The 11696-nt window shown below is 69.2% G+C and carries 9 protein-coding genes; 1 reads left to right on the forward strand and 8 read right to left on the reverse strand.

Annotated features, from left to right (window positions below):
- Positions 1–83 precede the first annotated feature (83 nt).
- Positions 84–836, forward strand: coding sequence for a MerR family DNA-binding transcriptional regulator (locus ACSYGN_RS02705; RefSeq protein WP_460391396.1), 753 nt, complete (start codon positions 84–86; stop codon positions 834–836).
- Between the two features lie 12 nt (positions 837–848).
- Here the strand turns inward: ACSYGN_RS02705 and ACSYGN_RS02710 are convergent, their stop codons facing one another.
- The 8 genes from ACSYGN_RS02710 to ACSYGN_RS02745 all read right to left on the reverse strand — a co-directional run bounded on the left by ACSYGN_RS02710 (position 849) and on the right by ACSYGN_RS02745 (position 11692).
- Entirely contained in the window at positions 849–1685 is an 837-nt protein-coding gene (locus tag ACSYGN_RS02710; protein WP_460391398.1) for a calcium-binding protein, read from the reverse strand.
- A gap of 468 nt (positions 1686–2153) precedes the next feature.
- Positions 2154–2903, reverse strand: a complete 750-nt coding sequence (locus ACSYGN_RS02715) for an acyl-CoA-like ligand-binding transcription factor (RefSeq protein WP_460391400.1) — start codon at positions 2901–2903, stop codon at positions 2154–2156.
- Positions 2845–4416, reverse strand: a complete 1572-nt coding sequence (locus ACSYGN_RS02720; RefSeq protein WP_460391402.1) for a DHA2 family efflux MFS transporter permease subunit — start codon at positions 4414–4416, stop codon at positions 2845–2847. Before ACSYGN_RS02720 ends, ACSYGN_RS02715 begins: the two co-directional genes overlap by 59 nt.
- Before the next feature lie 125 nt (positions 4417–4541).
- Positions 4542–6317: an acetyl/propionyl/methylcrotonyl-CoA carboxylase subunit alpha gene (locus ACSYGN_RS02725; protein WP_460391404.1), complete on the reverse strand. Its 1776-nt coding sequence runs from the start codon at positions 6315–6317 to the stop codon at positions 4542–4544.
- A 65-nt stretch (positions 6318–6382) separates the two neighbouring features.
- On the reverse strand, positions 6383–7948 hold the full coding sequence (locus ACSYGN_RS02730) for an amino acid adenylation domain-containing protein (protein ID WP_460391406.1): 1566 nt from the start codon (positions 7946–7948) through the stop codon (positions 6383–6385).
- Between the two features lie 91 nt (positions 7949–8039).
- Positions 8040–9797, reverse strand: a complete 1758-nt coding sequence (locus ACSYGN_RS02735) for a fatty acyl-AMP ligase (RefSeq protein WP_460391408.1) — start codon at positions 9795–9797, stop codon at positions 8040–8042.
- A 34-nt stretch (positions 9798–9831) separates the two neighbouring features.
- Positions 9832–10104: an acyl-CoA carboxylase epsilon subunit gene (locus tag ACSYGN_RS02740; protein WP_460391410.1), complete on the reverse strand. Its 273-nt coding sequence runs from the start codon at positions 10102–10104 to the stop codon at positions 9832–9834.
- A gap of 73 nt (positions 10105–10177) precedes the next feature.
- The gene (locus ACSYGN_RS02745; RefSeq protein ID WP_460403181.1) at positions 10178–11692 is read right to left on the reverse strand and encodes an acyl-CoA carboxylase subunit beta; all 1515 of its coding nucleotides are present in this window, start codon (positions 11690–11692) and stop codon (positions 10178–10180) included.
- Positions 11693–11696: the final 4 nt, after the last annotated feature.

The raw sequence follows: 11696 nt of genomic DNA on the forward strand, positions 1-11696 counted from the left end.
GAATCGTATTCTTGAACGCTCGGTGGAAACTTTGCCGCTGGTTTTCCCCTTACACGCGTCCAAAACCCTCAACCGGAGGTCACATGCGACCCGTGGACCTGGCTCGTCACCATGGCCTCTCCACGCAGGCGGTTCGCAACTACGAGGACGCGGGCATCCTCCCGCCTGCTCGCCGCAGCCGGACGGGGTACCGGGACTACACCGCCGCTCATGCCGCCGGCCTCACGGCGTACCTGGCGCTCGTCCCTGCCTTCGGCTACGCGACGGGCCGGCGCATCATGCAGGCCGTCACCAGCGGCCGGCTGGACGAAGCACTGGAGCACATCGACGCCGGGCACGCGCTCCTGGCTCGCGACCGCAGCACGCTACGAACCGTCGAAGCGGCGCTTTCCCGTCTCGGAGGCCCCACCTCGGACACAGCGGCCGGCACCGGGGCGCCGTACAGCATCGGTGAACTCGCCCGCCATCTCCAGCTCAGCCCGGCCACCCTGCGCGCCTGGGAACGCGCCGGAGTCCTCGCCCCGCAGCATGACCCGCACACCGGGCACCGCCGGTACCTCGCACTGGACGTACGCGACGCCGAACTGGCGCACCTGCTGCGCCGAGGAGGCCAGACCCTGGGCACCATCGCCACCGTCCTCGGACAACTCCGCGACGCCGGCAGCCTCACAGCGCTCGCCGGGGCACTCGACGAGTGGCGCCGCGACCTCAGGTCCCGTGGCACGGCCCAGCTGCACGCCGCCGGTCAGCTCTCCGTCTACCTCGACGCCTTGGGCCGGCAGGCAGGGCGGGGGCGTGAGGGAGACCGTGTTCCCTCACACCCCTCATGGGCCTGAGCTCCGGTCGTTCTAGTTCTGGTAGACCTTGTCGGTGCCCGGGCCGCCGGAGAGCCTGTCCGTGCCCTTGCCGCCGTGCAGCAGGTCGTTACCGCTGTTGCCGTAGATCTTGTCGTTGCCGTTGTCGCCGTACAGCTTGTCGTTGCCCTTGCCTCCGAAGAGGATGTCGGCACCGGAGCCGCCGTGGATGACGTCGTTGCCGTCGTCCCCGTACATACCGAATTCCTGCCCCGAGGCGGTGCCCGTGAGGCTGTCGTTGCCGGGACCGCCGTGGCACTGGGCGTCGCAGTCGGTGATGGTGTCGTTGCCCGCGCCGCCGAACGGGCCCATGGCCCAGACGCCTCCGCCACCGTCGAGGCGGTCGTTGCCGTCGTCCCCGTAGAGCACGGCGGCGGCGCTGCCCTTGATGACGTCGTTGCCCTTGCCACCGTGGATCGAGGTGTACGCGGAGCCGGTGACCGTCGCGGTGTCGTTGCCGTCGCCGAGGTCGACGTCGTAGTCGTCCGAGTCGTCGGAGCCCACAGGGATGGGCACCGTGCACTGGGCGACCTTGTGGTCGGTCGCCGACGGGTAGCTGCACTCGCTCGTGGAGATGGTGATGTCGGACTTGTCGCGGAAGGTGAGGAGGTAGTCGTCACCGAACTGCGAGGGGTCGACGTCGACGACCTTCGCGGTGACCGTCAGGTTGTTGGTCTGTCCGGCAGTGGCCTTGTACCAGAGCTCGCCGTCGGCGTGGACGAGAGAGCCCGAAGTCGCCGTGGCCGCCTGGGCGGTGGACGCCGCGAACACGCCTCCTCCGAGGGCGAGAGCGAGAGAGGCGGTGGCGGCGATGGTCCTTAACGTGCGCATGCAGAAATAACCCTTCGCGGAATCAGTGATGATCAGGGGCGACGAGGAAAGACGCCTGTGAATTTCGTCGTCACCTGAGGCCGCACCTGTGTGCGGGGATGTTGTTTCCGATCACACGTTTAGACACCGCGTCTCGGGCGGGGGTTGTACCGGAATTCTCCTCAGTTCTCGCAGGCAACCTTGATTTCCCTGTCATTAACCCGCAAGACACTTGTGTGTGGCATTTTCTTTGCCTCCCTCTCAGAGGAAGGGGCACGCTCTGCGGGCCGACCTCGCAGGCCCGTGGCGTGGTCGGCCCACAGGGAAGCAGGAAGGAGCTTTGACATGAGGGTGCGTGTCAAAATATACTCACTACCGTAAGCGCGGGCCGACTGCCCGCGAGCCGGATGCCCTGAGCCGTCGTTTAATCCCCCGGACGCATCGGCATCAGGGTGTCCGGCCCACTGACCCCGCCGGACGGCCCGGCGCTCAGGACGAGGAGTCCGCGTTCACAGGCGTGAAGATCTCGGCGAGATGATCGAAGAGGGTCACGAACATCTCCTCCAAGGAGCGCTCTCCCCCCGTTCTCGCCCAGTCGAGCAGCACCTCCGCCACCATCGATCCGAGCATGCCGACGAGCACACGGATCTCTACGTCATCGGGCCGGCGCCCCAGCCGCTGGGCAAGAAAAGTCGCTATGAAACCTGATTCGTCGCGCTGGTGTTGCGGCAGCCGCGAACGCAACGCGGGCACGCGGTCGATGAGCTGCATACGCACCAGCAGTTCGTCCTGTTCGGCGGACAGAGCCGTTCGGCACAACTCGACGATCCCGTTGCGGACAGCCACCAGAACCGGCTCCGTCTCGGGACGGGAGGAAATCGCCTCCTGCAGCGCGGGGTCGTATTCGTCGGCGAAAACCACATGCTCTTTGGTCGGAAAGTACCGGAAAAAGGTGCTGGGCGAGACTTCTGCGGCTTCAGCGATCTGCTCGATCGTTGTCCCGTCGTAGCCCGATTCGATGAAGAGCCGAATGGCTTCGCGCCTGATGTCCTTTCGTACTCGCATTTTCTTGCGCTCCCGCAAGCCGGGTACTGGCGGCATCGCAGACACCTCTTCTTCTGGTACGAAGGGGCCGGCCACGCCGAGCGGGCGTGGCCGGCCAAGGCCGTAACTTTTTTCCTCAGGCGCCGGAACCGGCAGAGGTGCTGCCGTGAACCCGCCGCCCCGTGTCTTCGTCACCCTGCCGGGCACTCCCCCTCGGCAACAGGAGTGGGACCGCCACCGCACCCAGGAACGCGACGATACTACAGACTACCGAAAGAGAGTTCATGCCATCTGCGAACGCCTTGTAGGCGGCGTTTCGAAGCGCTTCGCCGGAAGCGCCCAATTCGTCGGCGGCGGCCGCGGCCGCCGCCACCGAGTCCTTCACCGGTCCGCGCAGCCCCGGGGGCACCGTGCGGGCGGCCTCCTCGACTCCGTCGCGGTAGGTGGAGGCCAGCATGCTGCCCAGCACGGCGATACCGAGAGCACCGCCCACCTGCCGCAAGGCCGTGGTCAGCGCGGTGCCGCGACCGGTCTGCCCGGGGGGCAGAACATTCATCACCATCTCGACGGACGGCGGCAGAGCGATTCCCAGTCCCACGCCCAGGATGACGCAGGAGCCGGCCGCATAGGTGTAGGAACTGTCCGCCGTGATACCGGCCATCACCGCCATGCCCACACCGAGAACGGCGAGTCCGGCGCCCATCACCCAGCGGGCACCGATCCGGGACACCAGAGGATCGCTCACGCCGGCGCCCGCCATGTAGGCGAGCACCAGAGGCAGAAGCTTCACCCCGGTCCCCAGTGCCGAATTGTCCAGGACCACCTGAAGGTACTGGGGAGTGATGAACAGGATGCCGTACAGCACAAAGGAAAGAATGGTCAGCGCGAGGGTGGCGGTGGAGAAACTGCGGTTCCTGAAAAGGGCCAGGTCGATCAGGGGCTCGCGAACCCGGGCCTCCCAGAAGACAAAAGCCACCAGCACGACGATGCCGAGCCAGATGGAACCGAGGACCAGTCCGTCGCCCCATCCCCTTTCGGGCCCCTCGATGATGCCGAACAGCAGGCTGCACAGACCGGCCGTGGACAGGATCCCTCCGAACACGTCCACTTTCGGCTTCGAAGGATCACGCGACTCGGGGAGCAGGATCGCGGCACACAGCAGGCCCAGCACGATGACGGGCACATTGATGAGGAAGACCGATCCCCACCAGAAGTGCTCGAGGAGATAGCCGCCCAGGATCGGCCCCAGAGGCAACCCGAGGACCGTGCCCGTCGACCAGATGGCGATGGCCTTGCCCCGCTCCTCCTCCGGGAACATCGCGGGGAGGATCGACAGGCTCAGGGGCGTGACGATCGCCGCTCCGACGCCCAGCAGCCCTCGGGCCCAGATCAGTTCGTTCGCGCTGGACGACCAGGCGCTGAGCGCCGACGCGACACCGAAGACAACGAGGCCGACCATGATCAGCTTCTTGCGGCCGTAGCGGTCGCCGAGCACACCCGCGGGCAGCAGAAGGCCCGCGAACACCAGCGTGTAGGAGTCGGCGATCCACTGCAGGTCCCGGTTGCTCGCCTCCAGGTCCGTGGCGAGCGTGGGCAGTGCGACGTTCAGGATCGTGATGTCCAGGCCGATCACCAGCAGACTCAGCACCAGCGCGCTCAGCGCCCACCAGCGCCGCGCGTACGGCGTCACCACCGCCTTCTCGTCCATGTCCGCGCCCCCTCCTCGGCCGACAGAGCCGGAGTTCCTGTTTTTGAAAGCCACTCTCTGTTTATAGCTCATACCAGTTGGGGGCGGCAATCACTGGCGCTCCGGCACGATCCGCCGGACAGGCCCTAGTCCTGGATCTCGCAGATGACGGTGCCTGCGGTGACGAAGCCGCCGGCCTCCGCGGACAGACCCTTGACGGTGCCCGCCTTGTGGGCGTTCAGCGGCTGCTCCATCTTCATGGCCTCCAGGACGACGACCAGGTCACCCTCCTCGACCTCCTGGCCCTCCGCGACAGCGACCTTGACGATGGTGCCCTGCATCGGGGCGGCCACGGTGCCGCCGGAGGCCACGGGGCCGGACCTGCGGGCCGCGCGACGCCTGGGCCTGGCACCGGCGGCCGGGCCCTTGCGGGCCGGGGACGTGCCCAGAGAGGCCGGCACAGACACCTCCAGGCGCTTGCCGCCGATCTCGACCACGACCGTCTCCCGTCCCTGCTCCTTCTCCGCCTCCGCGACATCGGCAGGCTCGGCGAACGGCCTGGTCCCGTTGACGAACCCGGTTTCGATCCAGCGGGTGTGGACCGTGAACGGCTCGGCGGAGCCGGTCAGCTCCGGAGCGAACGCCGGGTCCTTCACCACCGCGCGGTGGAACGGGATCGCCGTGGCCATGCCCTCGATCTGGAGCTCCGTCAGACCACGCGCGGCCCGCTGGAGCGCCTCGGCGCGGGTGTGGCCGGTGACGATCAGCTCGGCCAGCAGCGAGTCCCAGGCGGGGCCGATGACCGAGCCGCACTCCACGCCCGCGTCGAGCCGGACGCCGGGGCCGCACGGCGGGACGAACCGCGTCACGGTGCCGGATGCCGGGAGGAAGCCGCGGCCCGGGTCCTCGGCGTTGATACGGAACCCGATCGAGTGACCGTGCAGCGGCGGGTCGTCGTAGCCGAGTGCCTCGCCGTCGGCGATGCGGAACATCTCGCGCACCAGGTCGATGCCGGAGATCTCCTCGGTGACCGGGTGCTCGACCTGGAGCCGGGTGTGGACCTCCAGGAAGGAGAGCGTGCCGTCGTTGCCCACGAGGAACTCGACAGTGCCCGCGCCGACATAGCCGGCCTCCTTGAGGATGGCCTTCGACGCCCGGTACAGCTCGGCCGCCTGCTCGTCCGACAGGAAAGGCGCCGGCGCCTCCACCACCAGCTTCTGCTGCCGGCGCTGGAGGGAGCAGTCGCGCGTGGAAATCACCACGACGTTGCCGTGCCGGTCGGCCAGGCACTGGGTCTCCACATGCCGCGGCCGGTCGAGGTAGCGCTCCACGAAGCACTCGCCGCGCCCGAAGGCGGCCACGGCCTCACGGACCGCCGACTCGAACAGCGCCGGTACCTCGTCCGGCGTCCGCGCCACCTTCAGACCGCGACCGCCGCCGCTGAACGCCGCCTTGATGGCGATCGGCAGACCGTGCTCCTCGGCGAAGGCGACCACCTCGTCGACCCCGGACACCGGGTCCGCCGTGCCCACCACCAGGGGAGCACCCGCGCGCCGAGCGATGTGCCGGGCGGCGACCTTGTCGCCGAGGTCGCGGATGACCTGCGGCGGCGGGCCGATCCAGACCAGACCCGCGTCCAGGACCGCCTGAGCGAAATTGGCGTTCTCGGAGAGGAAGCCGTAGCCGGGGTGGACCGCGTCCGCGCCCGACTCGCACGCTGCCCTCAGTACCTTTCCCACGTCGAGGTAGCTGTCGGCCGGGGTGTCACCGCCCAGGGCGAACGCCTCGTCGGCGGCGCGGACGTGCGGAGCGTCCCGGTCCGGGTCGGCATAGACAGCCACACTCGCTATGCCGGCGTCCCGGCAGGCCCGGGCAACACGGACAGCGATTTCGCCACGGTTGGCGATGAGCACCTTACGCACGATCGAGGCTCCCTCTCCTTCAGGGGACGGCGGTCACGGAATCGACTCGCCTGCGTGAATCGCGCTCAATGATCGTCCTCTTGGATCCGGCGGGCCAGGGCCGCTCGGTCGAGCTTTCCCGACAGAGTGAGGGGCAATTTGTTCACCGGAACGAACTGGCCGGGCACCATGTGCCGTGGTAGGAGTTCGGGTAGGCGGCTCCTGAGCTGGGCAGCCGTCGCGGCGCACTGGGCGGGATCGTCGTTCTCCGGTACGAAACCGGCGGCGAGTGTGGGTTCGCCCTTGAGTGACTCCGCGACCACGACAGCGCACTCGCGTATCCCCGCCTGGCCGGCGATCACCGACTCGATCTCACCGAGTTCGATGCGGAATCCACGGATCTTCACCTGGTCGTCGCGGCGTCCGAGGAACTCGTACCCGCCGTCCAGGCGCTCGATCGCGTAGTCGCCACTGCGGTACCAGACCCGGTCCGCGCCCAGCTCCTCGATGCGGACGAATCGTTGTGCGGTGAGCTCGGGGCGTCCCAGATATCCGTCGGCCACCCCCTCCCCCGCGAGGTGGATCTCACCGGGGACGCCCGGCGGCACCGGGCGTCCGCCTTCCAGCAGAACCATGGTGAGGTGCGGCAGCGGCTCTCCGATCGGAGTACCGACGCCGGGCGCGCGCAGCAACGCCGGGGACAGCTTCGCGACCGTGGCGTGCACCGTGATCTCCGTGATGCCGTACATGTTGTACAGCTCCGCCCGGGGCGCGACGCCCAGCCGGTACCACCGCAGCAGGCTCTGCGGGTGGACGGCCTCGCCGCCGAAGACCACGTACCGCAGCTGCGGGAGGGGGACCGGGTGGTCCGCCAGGGCCCGCACCAGGTATCCGAACACCGAGGGAACCTGGCTGAGCACGGTGACCCCGTGCTCGGCCAGGAAGCCGGCGAAGATCTTCGAGTCGGTGGCCGCCTCGTGCGGCACGACGACGACCCGGCCGCCGGAGAGCAGGGCTCCCCAGATCTCCCACACGCTGAAGTCGAAGCTGTGGGAGTGGAAGAACGACCAGACGTCGTCGGCGCCGACGTCGTACGTCTTGCCGCACGACTCGAGGAGCGCCAGGACGTGGCTGTGCCGGACGACCACTCCTTTGGGATCACCGGTCGAGCCGGAGGTGTGGATGATGTAGGCGGTGTCTTCCGGTACCGGCACCGCGCGGGCCCCGGCTGCCTGGTCCGCTTTGACGCGCAGCCCGTCCTCCAGGTCCTCGACGAGCAGGTGCCGCAGTCCGGCGTCACCGGCGATGTAGTCCTGGCGCGTCTGCGGGTAGCGGGGATCGAGGGGGACGTAGCCGGATCCGTGCCGCCAGATGCCCAGGATGCCGGCGACGACACGCCATCCGCGGTGCACCTTCAGTCCCACCAGGCCGCCGGGTGCCACGCCGGCGTCGGCCAGCCCGGCCGCGAGTCGCCCCGCCGTGTCCCACAACTCGCCGTAGGTGACGGAGCGTTCACCGTCCACCACCGCCACGGCGTCGGGGTGTTCCGCCGCCTGCTGCGCGAACGCCTCCTCGATGCGGTGGAAGGGGGCGTCCTTATGAGGGGGGCGTCCTTCGTGTGAGGGGTCGCTGTGAGGGGTCGCTGTCGGCATCGTGCACATTCCTTCCTCGATCGAGTTCTGGGTCAGGGGAGAGCGACCGCCTGAGCCGCTCGGACCACTCCGGCGGCGTACGGTGCGGGCATCAACTCCCTCCCCGTGTGGCCGGGGGCAGGTCTCCGGCGAGGTACCGCTTGCGGCACAGCCGGCGCTGGACCTTGCCGCTCGATGTCTTGGGCAGCACGCCGCGGCGGATGAGGAGCACGTCGTCGACCTCGAGGCGCTGGCCGTCCCAGACTCCGTCGCGGATGCGCTGCCGCAGGGTGTCCGCGTCGGTCGTCCTGAGCACCCGGCCGTCGGCCTCCACGACCACGACGAGCCGCTCGGTCCGACCGTCGTCCACCGAGAAGGCCGCGGCGCAGTTCGGCCGGAGACCGGAATGGGCTGTCTCGACGGAGAGTTCGATGTCCTGCGGATAGAAATTGCGGCCCTTGCGGATGATGATGTCCTTCAGCCGGCCGGTGACGTAGAGCTCCCCGTCGTGGATGAAGCCCAGGTCCCCGGTCCTGAGATGAGGACCGGCCACGGCGGGTGCGCCCGCGATCCGGGACCGGAAGGTCTCCTCGGTCTCCTCGGGCCTGCCACGGTAGCCGCCCGCCACGCACGGTCCGCTGATCCAGATCTCTCCGATCCGGCCCGGCGGGCACACCGTGCGGGTGACCGGGTCGACGATCCGCACCGCGGTACCGGGCGCGGGCGGCCCGCACCCCACGACAGGGCTGACGCTCTCCGCTGCCGGGTCTCCCGGTACGACCCGGCCCTCCCCCAGGTCCGCCGACGACAGCCACAGCACGGACGGCGGGCGGTCCTGCGGGCTGCCGGTGGTCTTCAGGGTGTTCTCGGCGAGGCCGTAGCCCGGGCACACGGCATGCTCGGCGAAACCGAACCGGGTGAAGGCCTCGGTGAAAGCGCGCAGGGTGTGCCACCGTACGGGTTCGGCGCCGTTGACGGCGACGCGCCAGGAGGACAGGTCGAGACCGGGCGGAATCCTTCCCTCGGCAAAGGCGCGTGCGCACAGTTCGTAGGCGAAACTCGGGGCGGCGGAGTGGGTGCCGCGGAACCGTGATATCGCCTCCAGCCAGCGCGCCGGGCGGCGTATGAAGGCATCGGGGGCCATCAGGTAGGACGGAATGCCGGCCCACAACGGCAGGATGACACCGAACAGCAGCCCCATGTCGTGGAAGAGGGGCAGCCAGGAGACGATGCGTCCGTCCGGCCGGCTCGGCCACAGGCCGTCCGTCTCGGCCACGTTGCTCAGGAAGTTCGCATGGGTGACCATCACCCCCTTGGGGTCGCCGGTCGATCCGGAGGTGTACTGCAGCAGGGCGACGTCCTGTGGACGCGGTTCGAACCGGGCCGCGCGGTCCGCCGCGCCTCCGTCGATCGACTCGGTGTCGATCAGGGTGATGCCGGCCAGTTCCGGCCGGTCGCCGAAGCGCTCCTCGAGCTCGCTCTTGACCGCGGCGGTGGTGAGGACGACGGAGGTGCCCGCGTCGTCCGCGATGCGCCGCAGCCGCTCCAGCCCCCGAGCGCGGCTGGGTACCTGGACAGGGGCACCCGCGATTCCCGCGTACATGCAGCCGAGCAGGGCGCGGATGAACTCGAGGCCGGAGGGGTGCAGCAGGACGGCGCTGCCGCCGTCGAGCCCGGCGGCGGTGAAGGCGTGGGCCCGTGCCCGGGCGGCGGTGTCGAGTTCCCGGTAGGTGAGAGTCGCCTCTTCGTGCTCCCCGTTGCGCAGGAACACGTAGGCGGTCTGATCGGGCTGCTGTCCGGCACGCAGTCGAAGACTGTCGGCGAGTGTGCCGACCGAAGTGATCGGCGGCCCGGAGGTCGTCGTGGTCATGCGTGGTCTCGCTTCCTGAACAGGTGTCGGGTGCTCATCCGCGGTCGGGGCCGAAGCCCGTCCGCCAGCCGCTCCCGGCCGGGAGGGCGGCACGTACCAGCCCCGTGCGCGCCGCACGGGCCCACCGGGAGGACGGGGCCGCGGAGCGGGGCAGAGAGGCTCGACGGACGCGGGAGACGGCGGCCGCGAGACACGCCACGACCGCGGCGAGTTCCTCGGGGGTGGGATTCCCGCGCAGCACGGTCATCGGGACCTCGGCGGACGCGGGCTCCGGAGCGGGCCGCGTGGCACCACCGGAGACGTACATGTCGTTCCCCCTCTTCTGTCTGTACTTCGACAAATGCGACGGATACAGCGGTCTCTCCGAGTTCTCCGCCGCTTCACAGCGGGATGTTGCCGTGCCTCTTCGGCAGCGACGTCGTCCGTTTGGTGCGCAGCGTGTCCAGGGCGGCCCGCACGTGGGCGCGGGTCTGCGACGGCAGGATGACGGCGTCGATGTAGCCGCGGTCCGCGGCGACGTAGGGGTTGCACAGCGTCTGCTCGTACTCGAGGCGCAGCCGGCTGCGCTCCGCGGCCGGGTCGTCGGACTCCTCGACCGCCTTGCGGTACAGGACGCTGACGGCTCCGTCCGAGCCCATCACGGCGATCTGCGCCGTGGGCCAGGCGAAGTTCATGTCGATGCCGAGGTGCTTCGACCCCATGACGCCGTACCCGCCGCCGAACGCCTTGCGCGTGACCACGGTGACGGTCGGGACGGTGCTCTCGGCGTAGGCGTAGACGAGCTTGGCGCCGCGCCGGATGATGCCCAGGCGTTCCTGCTCCGTACCCGGCATGAAGCCGGGCACGTCGACGAAGGTCAGGACGGGCAGGCCGAACGCGTCGCAGAAGCGCACGAAACGTGCCGCCTTCTCGCTCGCGTTGATGTCCAGGGCACCGGCCATGTGCAGGGGCTGGTTGGCGACCACTCCGACGCCGTGGCCGTCGATCCGCGCGAAACCGCAGATGATGTTGCGGGCGTACAGCGGCTGCACTTCCAGCAGTTCGCCCCCGTCGACGACCTGCGCGATGACATCGTGCATGTCGTACGGGCGGTTGGGGTCGTCCGGGATGATGCCGTCCAGGGCCGCGGCCTCCGCCTCGGACGGCTCGTCGGCCGGGGCGTACACCGGTGGTTCGTCGAGGTTGTTGGGCGGCAGGTACGACAGCAGCTCCCGCACGTACTCGAAGGCGTCCTTCTCGTCGGCGGCGAGGTAGTGGGCGTTCCCGGACTCCGCGTTGTGCGTGTGCGCGCCCCCCAGCTCCTCCTGGTCCACCGTCTGGCCGGTGACCGCCTTGAGGACGTCCGGGCCGGTGACGAACATGTGCGAGGTCCGGTCCACCATCACGACGAAGTCGGTGATGGCGGGCGCGTACACCGCGCCGCCCGCGCAGGGCCCCATCATCAGCGAGATCTGGGGTATCACGCCGGACGCCTCCACATGGCGCCGTACCAGTTCCGCGTAGTAGGCGAGGGAGACGACGCCTTCCTGGATCCGGGCGCCCCCGGAGTCGTTGATGCCGATGACGGGGCAGCCCGCTCGGATGGCGAGGTCCATCACCTTGACGACCTTCTCGCCGTACACCTCGCCGAGGCTGCCGCCGAACACGGTGAAGTCCTGGGCGAAGACGAAGACCTTGCGCCCGCCCACGGTGCCGTGGCCGGTGACGACACCGTCGCCGTAGGGGCGCCGCTTCTCCATGCCGAAGTTGTGGCAGCGGTGGCGGGCCAGCGCGTCGAGTTCGACGAACGATCCCTCGTCGAGGAGCTCGGTGATCCTTTCGCGGGCGGTCAGTTTGCCGCGGGCATGCTGCTTGTCGACCGCGGCCGGGGCGGCGGGGTGTTCGGCCTGCGCCATGCGC

Source organism: Streptomyces sp. YIM S03343 (genome assembly GCF_054729195.1).